Here is a 19053-nt window from a genome sequence, read left to right on the forward strand (position 1 = left end):
GGCATTCACTCTTTATTTCCATTTCTACTTATATAAGTCGGAAGGAGCAACTTCGCCCCAATAAAACCTGATAAAAAGTTTTATCGGGGCCTGTCGCGCATTAAAAAGCTGAACTTTAAAATAGTATAAAAATAACTTGCCCAACACTTTGTTCGTGTATTAATTTTTTATGTGCCACCCTGAATCATGGCTCGAAGGCGCTAACACCGTGTCGTGTACATCACTGACCGCTCAACGCCAGCAGCACTCGCTCGCCAAAAGGAAACTTCATTTAAGTTGTAACCCCAGTACACCTCTTTCAAATTATCGACCTATAGGCTCGTCATGAAATCGATTAAAGATCGTCTTGATCAGAAAAAGGCAGAATTAAGTTCGCACCCCATATTTTCTGAAATACATTCCCTTTCGGTACTTCAACGTTTCATGGAATCCCATGTGTTTGCAGTCTGGGATTTCATGTCGCTGACCAAACGCATGCAACAGGAACTGACGTGCGTCCAGTTGCCATGGCTGCCGCCATCGGATCCCCGTGCCGCGCGACTGATCAATGAAATCGTGCTTGGTGAAGAATCCGACGATCGTCCCATCCAGGGCCACTGCAGCCATTTCGAGTTGTACGTCGATGCCATGCGCGAAGTCGGTGCCAGCACTTTTACCGTAGAACGTTTCGTGGCGCTGCAACGGCAAGGCGTGAGTTATGACGTGGCGTTGCGCAGCGTAGAGGTCGACCCGGCTGTCGCGCAGTTCGTGCGCCAAACCTTGCGCACTGCCCTGCACGCGCCCGCCCACAGCGTGGCGGCCGCTTTTCTGCATGGACGCGAAAGCGTGATCCCGCAGATGTTCCAACGCATTCTCGATGATTGGGGCATCGGCATGGATCAGGCGCCGACCTTCCGTTACTACCTGCAACGGCATATCGAAGTCGATTCCGAAGATCACGGCCCCGCTGCGCAACAATTGTTGGCTCGGCTGGTCGATGGCGACCCAAAACGCGAAGAAGACGTGTATGCCAGCGGCCTGGCCGCCGTGGAAAGCCGCATAGCGTTATGGGACGGGCTGCGCCAAAGCATGAACGAACCCCTGGCGCAGGTGAACGCATGAACGCCGCCGACTACCAATCCTTTGCCGACACCTGGGAAAGCCGCGCGACCATTCGCACCCGCCCGCGCCGCATGCTGGAGAACGACGACAGGCTGATCTACCCGCTCAGCCGCCAGCCGCTGGTGCTGAGCGAGACCTTCGGGAGCGAATGCCCGGAACAACGGGATTTCGCCCTCGTCCAGACGCTCTATAAGTTCATCAACGATGTGGTGATTTTCGAAACCGAGATCGTCGACAAAACCGCACGCAGCATTGCCAAGAATCGCTTCCCCGTGCCCTTCCCGTTTGCCTGCCGTTACGACGCCATGAGCGTGGTGATTGATGAGGATTATCACGCATTGGTGGCGATGGACTTCATGCAGCAGACCATTGCACTCACGGGAATCGCTCCCATCGAGTTGCCGGATGAAATCGAGCTGAGCCGGGCGATTCCAGCAGCGATCGCACTGGCACCCGAGCCTCTGCGCGCAGCCGTGGAGTTGATCTGTGTGGCCATAGCCGAGAACACCGTCACCGGCGATGTCGCGGCATTCGCCAGGGACGACAGCGTCAAGCAGTCGATCAAGGGACTGATGGCCGATCACTTGCTGGACGAGGGTCGCCATTCCGGCTTCTGGGCACAATTGGTGCGCATCTACTGGCACACGGCGAGTGAAGCGGACCGCCAATGCATCGCGCGAATCCTGCCGGTGTTCATCAGCCATTACCTGACCAACGACATCCAGAAATCCTTCGACTTGCGCCTGATCGATGCCTTGCAGATCAGCGATACCGCACGCCATGCCCTCCAGAGTGAAGTCGGCGGACTGGCCTACCCGGTCAACCGCCATCACCCGCTGGTCGCCAACATCGTGCGGTTTTTCCAAAGCAGTTCGCTGCTCGACTCACCGTGCGTTCAGACCGCCTTTAGCGAATACCTGGCTTAACGAGGAGCACATCATGAGACGTCTCGATATTTTGCTCATTGGCCGCAGTCCGGCCTTGACCGAGCTGACGCTGGAGCTTGAACAACACGGCCATTCACTGACGCATCTTGAAGATCTGAATCAGCCAACACCGGTCTCGGTCGATCTGGTCATCGATGATGCCAGCCTGACATTCACGCACCCAGTGGATGCACTGCGGTTGACACTGAGCCTGGGGGTCGGCGCTGCGGGTGCATCAGGGCTGCCACCGCTGGACCTGCTGTGCACGCTGGGGTCGACGCTGCTCACACGAATGCCGATAGCCGAAGAGCCTTCTGGCAACGGCCAGGCGCTACGTCTGCGAGCCATGGCAAATATCGTCGAACACGTCGCAGTGTTGGTCAGCCGTTTCTCACGAGACGCGGACTCTTTTCTCAATGCCGAACCCGCTCCTCTCTCGCCGTTCAAGCAAGTGGAAGGCCTGCTGTTTCTTGAGCGCCTCGCCTTCGTCCATCGGCTCAATGCCACTACGGATAAGCGGTTGCAGCAACTCGCCCAAGTCCCAATGATCGAACGCCTGGAGCAGCGTTTTATCGAGTCAGCCCACCGGCCGGCGCTGTGCATCGCCGGCGCCACGCTCACTTATGGTCAGTTGCATGCTTACAGCCGGGCCATCGCTCAGAAATTGGAGCCGTTGCTCGCAGCGCATGAGGGGCCATGGGTCGTCGGTATCTGCCTGCCGAAATGCAGCGCGCTGTATGCGGGCATTCTGGCGATCCTGGGCAGCGGTGCGGTGTATCTGCCGTTGGAGCCGAGCCATCCGCTGCAACGTCAGCAATACATCCTGGAAAACGCCGGTGCTGTGTTGCTGTTGCATGACGGCAATCACCCACTCGCCGATGAGATGTCCAGTATGGACATCTGTGCGATCGACTTCGACGACGTGGTCCTCCATCAGCCGCTGATGCGCAGACGTCCCGCGCTCGAAGCACCCTGCATGGCGCTCTACACTTCGGGCACTACCGGTCACCCCAAGGGTGTATCGCTCAGCCAGGCTAACCTGGCGCACTTCACGGCGTGGTACGCCGACTATGTGCACCTGACCGAAGACTGTCATGTGCTGCAATTCTCATCGTTGGGGTTCGACTCCTCGCTGATCGATATTTTCCCAACCCTGCTGCAAGGTGCCCGACTGGTAGTCCCCGGGGATGACCAACGCCGCGACCCTTTGCAACTGGTGGAGCTGATCCGTCGCGAGCGACTGAGCCATGCCTTTTTGCCTCCGGCGCTGCTGAGCATTCTGCCACTGGAGCAACTTTTGGGCCTCGAACACGTGATGACCGGGGGCGACGTGTGCGAACCCTGTGTCATCGAACAGCTCACGCGTCAGGGCAGCCTCTATAACCTCTATGGCCCGACTGAAGCGACGGTCTTGATCACCGCAAGGCAATTACGCAGCGGCGACAGCAATCGCACCCTTGGCGCGCCGATCGCCAACAGCCAGGTACTGATTCTCGATGAAGATTTGCAACCGGTGGCCGAACACACCGTTGGCGAACTGTACATCGTCGGACCCGGCGTTTGCCTCGGCTACCTCAACAATCCACAGCAGACCGCCGAACGATATTTGAACCTCAACCTGCCAGACGGGCAGACCCTGCGCGCCTACCGCACGGGCGACATGGCGAAGTGGACCGAAGCCGGCATCGAGCTGTGCGGGCGCCTGGACAACCAGGTGAAGATCCGCGGCTTTCGGGTCGAACCGGAAGAAATCGAACGCTGTCTGCGCGACAGTCAGCTGTATCGCCAAGTTGCAGTGGTGATCGACAGCCAGCGGCGCATTCTCGCGTTCCTCGCGCAACCTCGGGAGACGCTACCCGGAATCGCCCGCACAGCATTGATGGCCCACGCTTGCCAGTTATTGCCGGATTACATGCAACCTTGTGCCTGGACCGAATTGCCCAGCATGCCGTTTGCGAGCAATGGAAAGGTGGATCGCAAGGCACTTCTGCAAGTGCCTGTCAGCCTGAGCGATAACATCTCACGGCGGTTGCCGGCCAACTCGGATGAAGCGGTGCTGCTCGATATCTGGGCCGAGTTGCTGCAGTTGCCTGCCAGCGACATCGGCACCGATGAAAGCTTTTTCAATCTGGGGGGGCACTCGATCCTGCTGTCGCGCATGCTCCTGCGACTGCGGGAGACGTTCGGACGCAGTATTTCGATCAACCGGTTCATCGAGCTGCCGACTATCGCAAAACTGGCGACATTGGTCCGCGGTGCCGGCACGGAAGAGGTGCTGAGCGAACAGGCGCTTGACGATGCCTTTCGCCCACTTCAAGTTCAGCCCCTACCTGCCAGCCGCATGGGCGATGTGCGCAAGGTGATCGTAACGGGTGCCAACAGTTTTGTAGGCGCGCACATCGTCGAGGCATTGCTGGCCTGTGGCGTCATCGAGGTGGCTTGTCTGGTGCGCGAGGGCAACGGTCAATCTGCCCAGGAGCGCTTCATTCAGTCGTTGCGGGAAAACCGTCTGACGCATCTGGACGTGAGCCGAGTACGGGTGTACCCCGCAGACATCACGCAGCCCTCGCTGGGGCTGACACCGCAGGATTACGAGCGCCTGGACCGCGAGTTCGGCGTGCTGGTCCACAACGCCGCCAACGTCAATCACGTACTGGATTACAGCTCTCTGGCGCGGGACAACGTCGAACCGATCTTCGAGTGTCTGCGCTTGTGCGAGGGCCGCAGTAAAAAGATCTTCAATTTTGTCTCGACCCTTTCGGCGTCCAGCACCATGACTGACGATGGCCGGGTGTTGGAACTGCCTGCCGCGCGCACGCCGCCGATCTACATCAAGAACGGTTACAACCTGTCGAAATGGGTCGGCGAGCGCATTCTTGAGCGCGCGCGGGAGCGTGGGGTCCAGGTGAATGTGTATCGGCCCGGCAACATCAGCTTCAACAGCCTCACCGGTGTATGCCAACCGCATAAGAATCGTTTGATGTTGATGCTCAAGGGCTCGATACAGCTCGGCAAGGTGCCGGACCTAGCGCTGAACTTCGACCTGATGCCCGTGGATTTTCTCGCCGGGTTCATTGCCTTCCATGCCACCCGCTATTGCGCGGACAAAGCCGTATTCAACCTCCATAACCCGGAACCGCTGAGCTGGGACGATTACGTCGCGTCCTTTCGTGAAGCCGGCCAGAAGTTCTCCATGGTCAGCATCCCCGACTGGCAGCAGCAGTTGGGTCGGGTCGACAGCGACAACGCGTTGTTTGGCGTCTTGGGTTTCTACCTCAACGGCTTCGAAGAAGACATTGGCGACATCTCCATGATCAGCCATGACAACGCTCAGAACGGCGTACGGCTGATGGGCACTCACTACCCGGAAAAGTCTCCAGCGCTGCTGCGTCGAGGCTGCGACTACCTCAAGGAAATCAATTTCATCTGATTCATCCAAACGGAGCAAAACCATGAAAACCCTGCAACCCGATACCCTGATCCAAAATCCTCAAGGCTGCCACGTTGTGTCGTCTGTGGACGTCCCGGCGCAGGCCGAATCTGTCTGGGCGCTGGTCGGCGACTTTGCCGGCTTCGACCGATTCATCCCGGCGCTGTCCCACATCGAAATGACCGGAGAAGGTGTCTCTTCCCTGCGCAAGAAGTTCTTCAAGGATGGCAACCTGGTGGTCGAACAACTCAACTCGCGCAATGACCAGGAGCGGTACATGACCTGGACCATGATCTACAACACGCTGGGCGTGGGCAAATTATGGGCTGCAATGGCAGTTGAGATGCTCGATGAAAACCAGTGCCGAGCCACGTGGACCATCATGGCCGAGCCTGCACAAGGTGGTGCGGAGGCTTTACCTGGGTTCAAGGATTTCGTGCAGGGATTTGCCGATGACGCGATGGGCAATGTGTTGAAGCGGTTCGTGTAGGGCACTGCTTCAGCACTACTGCTTCCTTCGCTGTTTACAGACCCCGAAAAAACAAAACCCCTGTTTGCCTTAGCAAACAGGGGTTTTGGAATTTAATCTTGACGATGACCTACTCTCACATGGGGAAACCCCACACTACCATCGGCGATGCATCGTTTCACTACTGAGTTCGGGATGGGATCAGGTGGTTCCAATGCTCTATGGTCGTCAAGAAATTCTGTGACCGGTCCGTTACGAATGTAGCGTGCCAGTAAAATTGGTGACTTCTACTAAAACAAAACCCCAACTGCTTTCGCAATTGGGGTTTCGGAATTTAATCTTGACGATGACCTACTCTCACATGGGGAAACCCCACACTACCATCGGCGATGCATCGTTTCACTACTGAGTTCGGGATGGGATCAGGTGGTTCCAATGCTCTATGGTCGTCAAGAAATTCTTGAGCTGACGTGTCTTTCGACATTCCAGCGAATCGGGTATGTGATGGCTTTCGGCTTTGTGAGTCGCAAACTTTCGGTTCGTTTCGTCTTCACAACACCGCAATCTGGCCTTTCGACTCAAATTGCTTGGGTGTTATATGGTCAAGCCTCACGGGCAATTAGTATTGGTTAGCTCAACGCCTCACAGCGCTTACACACCCAACCTATCAACGTCGTAGTCTTCGACGGCCCTTCAGGGAACTCAAGGTTCCAGTGAGATCTCATCTTGAGGCAAGTTTCCCGCTTAGATGCTTTCAGCGGTTATCTTTCCCGAACATAGCTACCCGGCAATGCCACTGGCGTGACAACCGGAACACCAGAGGTTCGTCCACTCCGGTCCTCTCGTACTAGGAGCAGCCCCTCTCAAATCTCAAACGTCCACGGCAGATAGGGACCGAACTGTCTCACGACGTTCTAAACCCAGCTCGCGTACCACTTTAAATGGCGAACAGCCATACCCTTGGGACCGGCTTCAGCCCCAGGATGTGATGAGCCGACATCGAGGTGCCAAACACCGCCGTCGATATGAACTCTTGGGCGGTATCAGCCTGTTATCCCCGGAGTACCTTTTATCCGTTGAGCGATGGCCCTTCCATACAGAACCACCGGATCACTAAGACCTACTTTCGTACCTGCTCGACGTGTCTGTCTCGCAGTCAAGCGCGCTTTTGCCTTTATACTCTACGACCGATTTCCGACCGGTCTGAGCGCACCTTCGTACTCCTCCGTTACTCTTTAGGAGGAGACCGCCCCAGTCAAACTACCCACCATACACTGTCCTCGATCCGGATAACGGACCTGAGTTAGAACCTCAAAGTTGCCAGGGTGGTATTTCAAGGATGGCTCCACGCGAACTGGCGTCCACGCTTCAAAGCCTCCCACCTATCCTACACAAGCAAATTCAAAGTCCAGTGCAAAGCTATAGTAAAGGTTCACGGGGTCTTTCCGTCTAGCCGCGGATACACTGCATCTTCACAGCGATTTCAATTTCACTGAGTCTCGGGTGGAGACAGCGCCGCCATCGTTACGCCATTCGTGCAGGTCGGAACTTACCCGACAAGGAATTTCGCTACCTTAGGACCGTTATAGTTACGGCCGCCGTTTACCGGGGCTTCGATCAAGAGCTTCGCGTTAGCTAACCCCATCAATTAACCTTCCGGCACCGGGCAGGCGTCACACCCTATACGTCCACTTTCGTGTTTGCAGAGTGCTGTGTTTTTAATAAACAGTCGCAGCGGCCTGGTATCTTCGACCGGCATGGGCTTACGGAGCAAGTCCTTCACCCTCACCGGCGCACCTTCTCCCGAAGTTACGGTGCCATTTTGCCTAGTTCCTTCACCCGAGTTCTCTCAAGCGCCTTGGTATTCTCTACCCAACCACCTGTGTCGGTTTGGGGTACGGTTCCTGGTTACCTGAAGCTTAGAAGCTTTTCTTGGAAGCATGGCATCAACCACTTCGTGTTCTAAAAGAACACTCGTCATCAGCTCTCGGCCTTAGAATCCCGGATTTACCTAAGATTCCAGCCTACCACCTTAAACTTGGACAACCAACGCCAAGCTGGCCTAGCCTTCTCCGTCCCTCCATCGCAATAACCAGAAGTACAGGAATATTAACCTGTTTTCCATCGACTACGCTTTTCAGCCTCGCCTTAGGGACCGACTAACCCTGCGTCGATTAACGTTGCGCAGGAAACCTTGGTCTTTCGGCGTGGGTGTTTTTCACACCCATTGTCGTTACTCATGTCAGCATTCGCACTTCTGATACCTCCAGCAAGCTTCTCAACTCACCTTCACAGGCTTACAGAACGCTCCTCTACCGCATCATCCGAAGATGATACCCGTAGCTTCGGTGTATGGTTTGAGCCCCGTTACATCTTCCGCGCAGGCCGACTCGACTAGTGAGCTATTACGCTTTCTTTAAAGGGTGGCTGCTTCTAAGCCAACCTCCTAGCTGTCTAAGCCTTCCCACATCGTTTCCCACTTAACCATAACTTTGGGACCTTAGCTGACGGTCTGGGTTGTTTCCCTTTTCACGACGGACGTTAGCACCCGCCGTGTGTCTCCCATGCTCGGCACTTGTAGGTATTCGGAGTTTGCATCGGTTTGGTAAGTCGGGATGACCCCCTAGCCGAAACAGTGCTCTACCCCCTACAGTGATACATGAGGCGCTACCTAAATAGCTTTCGAGGAGAACCAGCTATCTCCGAGCTTGATTAGCCTTTCACTCCGATCCACAGGTCATCCGCTAACTTTTCAACGGTAGTCGGTTCGGTCCTCCAGTCAGTGTTACCTAACCTTCAACCTGCCCATGGATAGATCGCCCGGTTTCGGGTCTATACCCAGCGACTAAACGCCCTATTAAGACTCGCTTTCGCTACGCCTCCCCTATTCGGTTAAGCTCGCCACTGAATATAAGTCGCTGACCCATTATACAAAAGGTACGCAGTCACAGAACAAAGTCTGCTCCCACTGCTTGTACGCATACGGTTTCAGGATCTATTTCACTCCCCTCTCCGGGGTTCTTTTCGCCTTTCCCTCACGGTACTAGTTCACTATCGGTCAGTCAGTAGTATTTAGCCTTGGAGGATGGTCCCCCCATATTCAGACAAAGTTTCTCGTGCTCCGTCCTACTCGATTTCATGACTAAGAGACTTTCGCGTACAGGGCTATCACCCACTATGGCCGCACTTTCCAGAGCGTTCCGCTAATCTCAAAGCCACTTAAGGGCTAGTCCCCGTTCGCTCGCCACTACTAAGGGAATCTCGGTTGATTTCTTTTCCTCAGGGTACTTAGATGTTTCAGTTCCCCTGGTTCGCCTCTTAAGCCTATGTATTCAGCTTAAGATAACCATCTTATGATGGCTGGGTTCCCCCATTCAGACATCTCCGGATCAAAGTCTGTTTGCCGACTCCCCGAAGCTTTTCGCAGGCTACCACGTCTTTCATCGCCTCTGACTGCCAAGGCATCCACCGTATGCGCTTCTTCACTTGACCATATAACCCCAAGCAATCTGGTTATACTGTGAAGACGACATTCGCCGAAAATTCGCAAAACTCTTAAGAGTCACTCACAAATTTTACCTTAGCCTGATCCGTTACCAGTGAAAGTAACGTTCAGTCTATCTTTCTATCACATACCCAAATTTTTAAAGAACGATCTAATCAAAGACTAGAAATCAATATTCACAACGGAATATTCATTTCTAAACTCTAACAAGTAGAAGCAGTTAATGGTGGAGCCAAGCGGGATCGAACCGCTGACCTCCTGCGTGCAAGGCAGGCGCTCTCCCAGCTGAGCTATGGCCCCATAACAAAATTGGTGGGTCTGGGCAGATTCGAACTGCCGACCTCACCCTTATCAGGGGTGCGCTCTAACCAACTGAGCTACAGACCCAATTTTGATGCTTAGCGCAATCAAACTTGAAGCTTGCAGCTTTAAGCTTGGAGCTGCTTCTAATCGTCTTCTTCAATGAATCAAGCAATTCGTGTGGGAGCTCATGGAGCAGCTGAGTCGTCGATTAAGGAGGTGATCCAGCCGCAGGTTCCCCTACGGCTACCTTGTTACGACTTCACCCCAGTCATGAATCACACCGTGGTAACCGTCCCCCCGAAGGTTAGACTAGCTACTTCTGGTGCAACCCACTCCCATGGTGTGACGGGCGGTGTGTACAAGGCCCGGGAACGTATTCACCGCGACATTCTGATTCGCGATTACTAGCGATTCCGACTTCACGCAGTCGAGTTGCAGACTGCGATCCGGACTACGATCGGTTTTGTGGGATTAGCTCCACCTCGCGGCTTGGCAACCCTCTGTACCGACCATTGTAGCACGTGTGTAGCCCAGGCCGTAAGGGCCATGATGACTTGACGTCATCCCCACCTTCCTCCGGTTTGTCACCGGCAGTCTCCTTAGAGTGCCCACCATAACGTGCTGGTAACTAAGGACAAGGGTTGCGCTCGTTACGGGACTTAACCCAACATCTCACGACACGAGCTGACGACAGCCATGCAGCACCTGTCTCAATGCTCCCGAAGGCACCAATCCATCTCTGGAAAGTTCATTGGATGTCAAGGCCTGGTAAGGTTCTTCGCGTTGCTTCGAATTAAACCACATGCTCCACCGCTTGTGCGGGCCCCCGTCAATTCATTTGAGTTTTAACCTTGCGGCCGTACTCCCCAGGCGGTCAACTTAATGCGTTAGCTGCGCCACTAAAGACTCAAGGTCCCCAACGGCTAGTTGACATCGTTTACGGCGTGGACTACCAGGGTATCTAATCCTGTTTGCTCCCCACGCTTTCGCACCTCAGTGTCAGTATCAGTCCAGGTGGTCGCCTTCGCCACTGGTGTTCCTTCCTATATCTACGCATTTCACCGCTACACAGGAAATTCCACCACCCTCTACCATACTCTAGCTTGTCAGTTTTGAATGCAGTTCCCAGGTTGAGCCCGGGGCTTTCACATCCAACTTAACAAACCACCTACGCGCGCTTTACGCCCAGTAATTCCGATTAACGCTTGCACCCTCTGTATTACCGCGGCTGCTGGCACAGAGTTAGCCGGTGCTTATTCTGTCGGTAACGTCAAAATTGCAGAGTATTAATCTACAACCCTTCCTCCCAACTTAAAGTGCTTTACAATCCGAAGACCTTCTTCACACACGCGGCATGGCTGGATCAGGCTTTCGCCCATTGTCCAATATTCCCCACTGCTGCCTCCCGTAGGAGTCTGGACCGTGTCTCAGTTCCAGTGTGACTGATCATCCTCTCAGACCAGTTACGGATCGTCGCCTTGGTGAGCCATTACCTCACCAACTAGCTAATCCGACCTAGGCTCATCTGATAGCGCAAGGCCCGAAGGTCCCCTGCTTTCTCCCGTAGGACGTATGCGGTATTAGCGTCCGTTTCCGGACGTTATCCCCCACTACCAGGCAGATTCCTAGGCATTACTCACCCGTCCGCCGCTCTCAAGAGAAGCAAGCTTCTCTCTACCGCTCGACTTGCATGTGTTAGGCCTGCCGCCAGCGTTCAATCTGAGCCATGATCAAACTCTTCAGTTCAAACATCTTTGGGTTTTGAGAAAACCCTAAACTTGGCTCAGCAATCGTTGGTTACATCTTTGATTTCTCGCGGAGTAACTTGTGATGCTGATAATCTGTTGACTAGCAGTCTGACTCCACAAGCACCCACACGAATTGCTTGATTCAGTTGTTAAAGAGCGGCTGGTTAAGAGCTTTCGTCTCAACCGAGGCGCGCATTCTACAGCGCCTGGTGTATCTGTCAAGCGGTTATTTTAAGAAGTTTTCAAAGTTTCCTCTGCAACTTCAACCACTTGCGCTTCTGATCTCTCGTCAGCGGGAGGCGAATTCTACAGCGTTACACGCTGCTGTCAACACCTCTTTTTCACCGCTTTCGACCGAGAAGATCGAACCGTCTATCAAGCGACAACTTCCTGCCTGACCGACTCCTTCCAGGCTTCGATGACCTGAAGCTCAACACTGCCGAAAACCGCGTAACTCGTTGTTTACCAAGGAGTTTTCCGTTTCGACTGCGCCGGAAGTGGGGCGAATTATAGACTTCTGAAATCTGCCGTCAACACCTTTTTTTACATTTCTATCAATAACTTGCACAAAGCCGGAAAACCACCTGTTCCTCTATATAGAAGAACAACTCAAAGCACCCCGGCCTCCTTAAAGGACGCGACCGCATCAGCGTCCAATCCCAACACTCGCTGCAGCACTTCAAGGGTGTGCTCCCCCAGCAGCGGAGGCGCACGACGATACTCCACCGGGGTCTCGGACAAGCGGATCGGGCTCGCCACCTGTGGCACTTTCCCAGCCAACGCATGAGGCAGCTCGATCGCCAACCCACGCGACTTCACCTGGGGGTCGGCAAACACCTGAGCCAGATCATTGATCGGACCACAAGGCACACCCGCCTGCTCCAACTGTGCCACCCATTCAGCGGTGGTTTTGAAGACCGTAGCCTGGCGAATCAACGGAATCAGCACCGCCCGATTGGCCACCCGTTGCTTGTTGCTGGCAAAACGCGAGTCATCCGCCCATTGCGGCTGACCGGCGACCTCAGCAAATTTGCGGAACTGCCCATCGTTACCCACCGTCAGGATGAAATCACCATCCGCCGTAGGAAAATCCTGATAAGGCACGATGTTTGGATGCGCATTCCCCAAGCGCTTGGGCGCGTTACCTGTCGCCAGATAGTTCATTGCCTGGTTGGCCAGGCACGCCACCTGAACATCCAGCAATGCCATGTCGATATGCTGGCCACCGCCCCCCTGATCGCGATGCGCAAGGGCGGCCAGAATCGCGACGCTCGAATAGAGTCCCGTCAGGATGTCGGTGAGCGCCACGCCCACCTTCACGGGCCCAGCCCCGTCCGCCCCCTCGGGCAGCCCCGTCAGGCTCATCAAACCGCCCAGCCCCTGGATCATGAAGTCATAACCGGCGCGCTTTGCGTAAGGACCCGTCTGACCAAACCCGGTGATCGAGCAATAGATCAGGTTCGGATTGAGCCCCTTGAGCGCTTCATAATCGAGCCCATAAGCCGCCAAACCACCGACCTTGAAATTCTCAATCAAAATGTCCGACTTGGCCGCCAGCTCGCGCACCAGCTTCTGCCCTTCAGGACGGGTGAAGTCGATGGTCACCGACTGCTTGTTGCGATTGGCCGACAGGTAATAGGCCGCCTCGCTGGTGTTCTCGCCGTAGGCATCCTTGAGGAAAGGGGGCCCCCAGGCACGCGTATCGTCACCACTGCCAGGGCGCTCGACCTTGATCACCTCGGCGCCAAGGTCCGCCAATATCTGACCAGACCAAGGCCCGGCCAGCACTCGCGATAAATCCAGTACCCGCAGATGCGAAAGCGCGCCCATGGCCTTCTCCTATTAATAGAACGCTTGAAGGCCGGTTTGCGCACGACCGAGGATCAGCGCGTGGACGTCATGCGTACCTTCATAAGTGTTCACCACCTCAAGGTTCACCAGGTGACGGGCCACGCCGAACTCATCCGAGATACCGTTGCCACCCAGCATGTCACGCGCCATCCGGGCGATGTCCAGGGACTTGCCGCAGGAGTTGCGCTTCATCATCGAAGTGATTTCGACCGCGGCCGTACCTTCATCCTTCATACGCCCCAAACGCAGGCAACCCTGCAGCGCCATGGTGATTTCGGTCTGCATGTCAGCCAGCTTCTTCTGAATCAGCTGAGTAGCGGCCAATGGGCGACCGAACTGCTGACGGTCCAATGTGTATTGGCGAGCGGTGTGCCAGCAGAACTCGGCAGCCCCCAGTGCGCCCCAGGAAATACCGTAGCGTGCGGAGTTGAGGCAGGTAAAAGGCCCCTTCAAGCCGCGGACGTCAGGGAAGATGTTCTCTTCAGGGACGAATACGTTGTCCATGACGATCTCGCCGGTGATGGATGCGCGCAGGCCAACCTTGCCGTGAATCGCCGGAGCACTCAGGCCTTTCCAGCCCTTTTCCAGGACAAAACCACGGATATCACCTGCATCGTCCTTGGCCCAGACCACAAACACATCGGCGATCGGGCTGTTGGTGATCCACATCTTGCTGCCGGTCAGGCTGTAGCCGCCGTCCACTTTGCGTGCACGGGTAATCATCGCACCCGGGTCGGAACCGTAGTTGGGCTCGGTAAGACCAAAGCAACCGATCCATTCACCCGACGCCAGTTTCGGCAGGTACTTCTGCTTTTGCGCTTCAGTGCCAAACTCATTGATCGGCACCATTACCAGCGACGACTGCACACTCATCATCGAGCGGTAACCCGAATCGACGCGTTCGACTTCACGGGCAATCAGTCCGTAGCTGACATAGTTCAGGCCACTGCCGCCGTACTGCTCGGGGATGGTTGCTCCCAGGAGACCCACCTCGCCCATCTCGCGAAAAATCGCCGGGTCAGTCTTCTCATGACGGAAAGCCTCGAGAACACGCGGCGCGAGCTTCTGCTGCGCGAACTGCTCAGCGGTGTCGCGAATCATGCGCTCTTCTTCAGTGAGCTGTTGATCCAGCAGCAGCGGATCGATCCAGTTGAAGCTGACTTTACTGCCCATGAGTGTGTCCTCTCGAATCAGGTCAAATAACGTGGACTGATCCTAGGCGCGGTTCACCCCGTTCGCAAACGAGGATTTTGCATACTGTTGTGCTAATTTCTCACTCCGAAATATCGTATAACCGCCTTTATGCGACGTATTAGTGAGATAGACGTACATGCGCAGAAAAATCCCCAGCACCGCAGCGCTGATAAGCTTCGAAGCAGCGGCACGCCATGAGAGCTTTACCAAAGCGGCACAGGAGCTTTCACTCACTCAGGGAGCAATTTGCCGACAGGTCGCCAGCCTGGAGGATTTCCTCGGCGTGGAACTCTTCCGGCGCTCCCGGCGCGGAGTCAAACTGACGGAGGCCGGTCTTTCCTACAGCCGCAGGGTCGCAACCCAATTGGATGCCGTCGAGCGCGACACCCTGTCCGTGATGGGGCAGCAAGGCACCAACGTGATTGAGCTGGCCGTCGTGCCAACCTTCGGCACCCAATGGTTGCTGCCAAGGCTCAAGGACTTCCAGCAAAAGCATCCGGAGGTAACGGTCAATCTCACTAACCGCACCCGCCCGTTCCTGTTTGCCGACACCGAGTTCGATGCAGCGATCTACTTTGGCGATGCCGACTGGTCGGGTACCGAATCCCACAGACTGATGGGTGAAAACCCGATGCCGGTCTGCAGCCCCCGCCTGCTAGGAAACAGAGCCGGCCTGACTGTCGCTGAAATAGCCGAGCTGCCCCTGCTGCAACAGACCACTCGACCATACGCCTGGCGCCAATGGTTCAACTCGCAGAACGTCAATGTCCCGCGCGACATGACAGGGCCACGCTACGAGCTATTCTCCATGCTGGCCCAGGCCGCCATGCATGACATGGGAATAGCCTTGATCCCGCCGTTCCTGATTCAACGCGAGCTGGCGGAGAAACGGTTGGTGATTGCCAATGGACAGTCGCTGCCCAGCATCAAGGCGTATTACTTGATGATTCCTGATCGAAAAGTCGAATCTGCGTCATTGAGGGCATTTCGCGACTGGCTGGTACACCAGGCACAAAGCTACAACCTAGTAGGATAAAGGGCCTTACACGCAATTGACTTCGTAGTCAGGAATCTAAAAGCCCTACAGATATAAGTATTTGTCGCATATGCGCAGACTGTATCGCAATCAGTACAAACGTCCCACAAGCACCATAAAACGTGGCCTTGAGCCTCTATCACCAGTCAATGTCGGCTCATTCACCTAGCCAATGAGTAAATTTCTCATTATGGGCCAGAATCCTTACAAGGCATGGCCTGTAAGGGATAGAGCCGGCGTGTTGCGACATTCGGTCACAGGGTGACTTGTAGTTAATTTTCCGTCACGCGTCATAATCCCTTGAAGGGCACATAGTTCGCCTGCAAAATGCCGCGCCCCGCCCTGATTTGGCGGGATCGTGCTGATCGGCCGCCCCAGCCGCACCATCCGAAGTGCCTGGGTTTACTCAATAAGATCACGCAGGAGATTTGACGTGCACATTGGTGTTCCTCTCGAAACCCAGACGGGTGAAACACGGGTTGCTGCAACCCCGGAAACCATCAAGAAGCTGATCAGCCAGGGCCACAAGGTCACGGTTCAAAGCGGCGCCGGCGTGAACGCCAGCGTTGTCGACAGTGCTTATGAAGCCGCAGGCGCAACCATCGGCGATGCCAACGATGCTTTCGGTGCCGAGCTGATTCTCAAGGTCGTCGCCCCCAGCGATAGCGAACTCGCCCTTATCAAGAGCGGCTCAGTCGTGGTGGGCATGCTCAACCCGTTCAGCAATGAAACCATCGCCAAACTGGCTGGGTGCGGCATTACCGCATTCGCACTCGAAGCCGCTCCGCGCACCTCCCGCGCCCAGAGCCTGGATGTGCTGTCCTCCCAAGCCAACATTGCCGGCTATAAAGCTGTATTGCTGGCGGCTCACTATTACCCACGCTTCATGCCGATGCTGATGACGGCCGCGGGTACCGTGAAAGCGGCGCGTGTGCTGATTCTCGGCGCCGGCGTGGCAGGCCTGCAGGCCATCGCGACGGCGAAACGCCTGGGTGCGGTGATCGAAGCATCCGACGTACGCCCGGCGGTCAAGGAACAGATCGAATCCCTCGGCGCCAAGTTCGTCGACGTTCCTTACGAAACCGATGAAGAGCGTGAGTGCGCCGTGGGTGTCGGTGGTTACGCACGCCCGATGCCGGCGAGCTGGATGCAGCGCCAGGCCCAAGCCGTGCACGAGCGCGCCAAGCAGGCCGACATTGTCATTACCACCGCGTTGATCCCGGGCCGTAAGGCGCCAACGCTGCTCAGCGCGGACACCGTGGCGCAGATGAAACCGGGGTCGGTCGTCATCGACCTCGCGGCCGCCCAGGGGGGTAACTGTCCGCTGACCGTGGCCGACCAGGTCGTAGTGGCGCATGGCGTGACCATTTGCGGTCCGACCAACCTCGCCGGTGAAGTCGCGGCAGACGCTTCGGCCCTGTATGCCCGCAACCTGCTGGACTTCCTCAAGCTGGTCTTCACCAAGGAAGGCCAGTTCGAGATCAACCTCGAAGACGACATCGTCGCCGCGTGCCTGATGTGCCGCGACGGCCAAGTCATCCGCAAAAACGCCTAAGCAGGGATTCAGACGATGGAAGAGCTTATCTCCCCCGGTATCTACAACCTGATCATCTTCGTGCTGGCGATTTATGTCGGTTATCACGTGGTCTGGAACGTTACGCCTGCGCTGCACACGCCGCTGATGGCTGTCACCAACGCAATCTCGGCGATTGTGATCGTCGGCGCCATGCTCGCCGCAGCACTGACCGTTACGCCATTGGGCAAGACCATGGGCACCCTGGCGGTGGCCCTGGCAGCAGTGAACGTGTTTGGTGGCTTTCTGGTCACCCGCAGAATGCTTGAGATGTTCAAGAAAAAAGCCCCGAAAGCCCCGAAAGAAGAGGCGCCGAAGTAATGAGCATGAACCTCGTAACGACGCTCTACTTGATCGCGTCGATCTGCTTCATCCAGGCCCTCAAAGGCCTGTCGCATCCGACCACGTCGCGGCGCGGCAACCTGTTCGGCATGCTCGGCATGGCGTTGGCCATCCTGACCACGGTCGGCCTCATCTATAAGCTGGGCGCAGAGCTGGCTACGGCCGGCATCGGCTACGTCATCGTCGGCCTGCTGATCGGCGGCACTGCCGGCTCGATCATGGCCAAGCGCGTTGAAATGACCAAGATGCCGGAGCTGGTGGCGTTCATGCACAGCATGATTGGCCTGGCAGCGGTGTTCATCGCCATTGCCGCCGTCGTCGAGCCGCAATCGCTGGGCATCGTCAAGCAACTGGGCGACTCGATTCCGGCCGGTAACCGTCTGGAGCTGTTCTTGGGCGCGGCGATCGGTGCAATCACCTTCTCGGGCTCCGTGATCGCCTTCGGCAAGTTGTCGGGCAAGTACAAGTTCCGCCTGTTTCAGGGCGCACCGGTACAGTTCGGCGGCCAGCACAAGCTGAACCTGCTGCTGGGTCTTGCAACGCTGGCCCTGGGCATCACCTTCATGTTGACTGGCAACCTCGGTGCCTTCGCCCTGATGCTTGTCCTGGCCTTCGTGATGGGCGTGTTGATCATCATCCCGATTGGCGGCGCCGACATGCCAGTGGTGGTGTCGATGCTCAACAGCTACTCGGGCTGGGCAGCGGCGGGGATCGGTTTCTCGCTGAACAACTCGATGCTGATCATCGCCGGCTCGCTGGTAGGCTCCAGCGGTGCGATTCTTTCGTACATCATGTGCAAGGCAATGAACCGCTCCTTCTTCAATGTGTTGCTCGGTGGTTTCGGCAATACCGCCGACGCAGGTCCTGCCGGCGCCAAGGAAGAACGGCCGGTGAAATCTGGCTCGGCAGACGATGCAACCTTCCTGCTGACCAACGCCGACACCGTCATCATCGTCCCTGGCTACGGCCTGGCGGTAGCACGTGCCCAGCACGCATTGAAGGAACTGACCGAGAAGCTGACCCACCACGGCGTGACCGTGAAGTACGCGATCCACCCGGTCGCCGGTCGGATGCCCGGCCACATGAACGTGCTGCTGGCTGAGGCTGAAGTGCCTTACGACCAGGTGTTCGAGATGGAAGACATCAACTCCGAGTTCGGTCAGGCCGACGTGGTGCTGGTGCTGGGTGCCAACGACGTGGTCAACCCGGCGGCCAAGAACGATCCAAAATCGCCGATTGCCGGCATGCCGATCCTCGAAGCGTTCAAGGCCAAGACCGTCATCGTCAACAAGCGTTCGATGGCCAGCGGTTACGCCGGCCTGGACAACGAACTGTTCTACCTCGACAAGACCATGATGGTATTTGGCGACGCCAAGAAAGTCATCGAGGACATGGTCAAAGCCGTGGACTAAAACTTGTTCCAGCGCAATACCAAAAACCTCAGCCTTTAGTAGGCTGGGGTTTTTTATTAGCCGTCAAAAACCGACCAAAGGCTCTAAATCGCAAGTCTGCATTCGACCATGGTCGCGCGAGGATTTTTTTCCAAATCACTAGACTGCACACCTTGCTTTCGTT

General features: G+C 56.0%; 10 protein-coding genes, 2 tRNA genes and 4 rRNA genes. 8 read left to right on the top strand and 8 right to left on the bottom strand.

The annotated features are described in order from the left end of the window. Positions 1–324: 324 nt before the first annotated feature. Genes AB4N64_RS24265 through AB4N64_RS24280 form a run of 4 tightly spaced genes read left to right on the top strand, consistent with a single transcriptional unit; the run spans position 325 to position 5947 of the window. Complete coding sequence (locus AB4N64_RS24265) at positions 325–1101, top strand: DUF3050 domain-containing protein (protein ID WP_460119227.1); 777 nt, start codon at positions 325–327, stop codon at positions 1099–1101. Further along, positions 1098–2027, top strand: a complete 930-nt coding sequence (locus AB4N64_RS24270) for a diiron oxygenase (RefSeq protein ID WP_460119229.1) — start codon at positions 1098–1100, stop codon at positions 2025–2027. Before AB4N64_RS24265 ends, AB4N64_RS24270 begins: the two co-directional genes overlap by 4 nt. A gap of 13 nt (positions 2028–2040) precedes the next feature. Next, complete coding sequence (locus AB4N64_RS24275; RefSeq protein ID WP_460119231.1) at positions 2041–5457, top strand: amino acid adenylation domain-containing protein; 3417 nt, start codon at positions 2041–2043, stop codon at positions 5455–5457. A gap of 22 nt (positions 5458–5479) precedes the next feature. Beyond that, complete coding sequence (locus AB4N64_RS24280; protein ID WP_460119232.1) at positions 5480–5947, top strand: SRPBCC family protein; 468 nt, start codon at positions 5480–5482, stop codon at positions 5945–5947. 96 nt (positions 5948–6043) lie between these two features. On the opposite strand, the gene rrf (AB4N64_RS24285) is transcribed toward AB4N64_RS24280, so the two are convergent. From rrf (AB4N64_RS24285) to AB4N64_RS24320, 8 genes are all read right to left on the bottom strand, one after another. After that, positions 6044–6159: ribosomal RNA gene (gene rrf, locus AB4N64_RS24285) — 5S ribosomal RNA — on the bottom strand. Positions 6160–6264: 105 nt separating this feature from the next. Then, a 5S ribosomal RNA gene (rrf, locus tag AB4N64_RS24290) occupies positions 6265–6380 on the bottom strand. 144 nt (positions 6381–6524) lie between these two features. Further along, positions 6525–9418 (bottom strand): 23S ribosomal RNA (locus tag AB4N64_RS24295). A 237-nt stretch (positions 9419–9655) separates the two neighbouring features. Then, positions 9656–9731: transfer RNA gene (locus tag AB4N64_RS24300), tRNA-Ala, on the bottom strand. 10 nt (positions 9732–9741) lie between these two features. Beyond that, positions 9742–9818, bottom strand: a tRNA-Ile gene (locus AB4N64_RS24305). Positions 9819–9943: 125 nt separating this feature from the next. Then, a 16S ribosomal RNA gene (locus AB4N64_RS24310) occupies positions 9944–11480 on the bottom strand. The 16S, 23S and 5S rRNA genes sit together here with 2 tRNA genes alongside, the layout of an rRNA operon. Before the next feature lie 611 nt (positions 11481–12091). Further along, positions 12092–13312 carry a CaiB/BaiF CoA transferase family protein gene (locus tag AB4N64_RS24315; RefSeq protein WP_460119234.1) on the bottom strand — a complete coding sequence of 407 codons (1221 nt, stop codon included), beginning with the start codon at positions 13310–13312 and terminating at the stop codon, positions 12092–12094. 12 nt (positions 13313–13324) lie between these two features. Then, positions 13325–14506 (bottom strand): acyl-CoA dehydrogenase, encoded by a 1182-nt coding sequence (locus AB4N64_RS24320; RefSeq protein WP_460119236.1) that lies wholly within the window; start codon positions 14504–14506, stop codon positions 13325–13327. Positions 14507–14663: 157 nt separating this feature from the next. On the opposite strand from AB4N64_RS24320, the gene AB4N64_RS24325 reads away from it, so the two are divergent. The 4 genes from AB4N64_RS24325 (at position 14664) to AB4N64_RS24340 (ending at position 18890) form a co-directional block, all read left to right on the top strand. Continuing rightward, positions 14664–15563: a LysR family transcriptional regulator gene (locus AB4N64_RS24325; RefSeq protein ID WP_460119238.1), complete on the top strand. Its 900-nt coding sequence runs from the start codon at positions 14664–14666 to the stop codon at positions 15561–15563. 433 nt (positions 15564–15996) lie between these two features. Further along, positions 15997–17118 carry a Re/Si-specific NAD(P)(+) transhydrogenase subunit alpha gene (locus AB4N64_RS24330; protein ID WP_460119240.1) on the top strand — a complete coding sequence of 374 codons (1122 nt, stop codon included), beginning with the start codon at positions 15997–15999 and terminating at the stop codon, positions 17116–17118. Positions 17119–17133: 15 nt separating this feature from the next. Further along, complete coding sequence (locus AB4N64_RS24335; RefSeq protein ID WP_460119242.1) at positions 17134–17457, top strand: NAD(P) transhydrogenase subunit alpha part 2; 324 nt, start codon at positions 17134–17136, stop codon at positions 17455–17457. Beyond that, a complete protein-coding gene (locus AB4N64_RS24340; protein ID WP_460119244.1) occupies positions 17457–18890 on the top strand; it encodes an NAD(P)(+) transhydrogenase (Re/Si-specific) subunit beta in 1434 nt (477 codons plus the stop codon). Before AB4N64_RS24335 ends, AB4N64_RS24340 begins: the two co-directional genes overlap by 1 nt. The last annotated feature ends 163 nt before the right edge of the window (positions 18891–19053 follow it).

The organism is Pseudomonas sp. S2_C03 (genome assembly GCF_054668405.1).